At 73.1% G+C, this 781-nt stretch carries 1 protein-coding gene and 1 pseudogene; both read left to right on the top strand.

Annotated features, from left to right (window positions below; all coding sequences use genetic code 11):
• Positions 1 to 263: pseudogene (locus tag AB8Z36_RS41690) on the top strand (hypothetical protein); the annotation flags it as partial.
• A 52-nt stretch (positions 264 to 315) separates the two neighbouring features.
• A complete protein-coding gene (locus tag AB8Z36_RS41685) occupies positions 316 to 780 on the top strand; it encodes an acyl-CoA thioesterase (protein WP_369218518.1) in 465 nt (154 codons plus the stop codon).
• The last annotated feature ends 1 nt before the right edge of the window (position 781 follow it).

The following is a 781-nucleotide window of genomic DNA, read 5'->3' as shown; positions in this document are numbered from 1 at the left end:
CGTTAAGCCCCCGGCCGCCACCGGCGTCTTCGCCGCCCGCACCGGCACGGAGGCATCGGCGCCGCCCGGCGGCGAGGGCCCCGCGCGCGCCCGTGAGGTCCGCGGCGCCTGGGAGGGCCTCGTCGAACTGCGCCGTATGACCAATGCCGGAGGGCCTGCGGGCCTGCGCGGCGGCGCTTGAGCGGGCGGGCTGGCAGGTCGGCGAGCACGCGGGGGCGCGGGCCCTGCCCCGCTATCTTCTGGCCTCGCCGAGACGGACGTGAGCGCTCGTCAAGCGGGCCGAGACGACCACACCACCTATCCGGAGGGAACACCGTGACAGAGGCAGCGGCAGAGACAGCGGGGGCGGCAGCGGCGAAGGCGGAGCCGTTCTCCGTGCGCGTGGACGTCCGGGGGTACGAGACGGACACGCAGGGACACCTCAACCAGGCCGTGTACTTGCAGTACGCGGAGCACGCCCGCTGGTCCCTGCTGCGCGCGGCGGGCATCGCCCAGGCCGACCTGCTGGACAAGGGCGTGGGGCCGGTGGCCCTGGAGAACACCGTCCGCTACCACAGGGAGCTGCGCGCGGGCGATGAGACGACGGTGAGCTGCACCTTCGTGTGGGGCGACGGCAAGACGTTCCGCATCGAGCAGACGGTCACGAAGACGGACGGCACGGTGGCCGCGACGTTCAGCTCTGTCGGCGGGCTGATGGACCTGAAGGAGCGGCGGCTGGTGGCGGATCCGCGCGAGTACTTCCAGGCGCTGGCGAGCGATCCGTCGCTGCTGGGCTTGTAGG

The sequence above is a fragment of the Streptomyces flavofungini genome (assembly GCF_041028215.1).
GTDB lineage: Bacteria > Actinomycetota > Actinomycetes > Streptomycetales > Streptomycetaceae > Streptomyces > Streptomyces flavofungini_B.
Note: the sequence above shows the minus strand (reverse complement) of the source record. Positions and strands in the feature narration are given on the sequence as shown.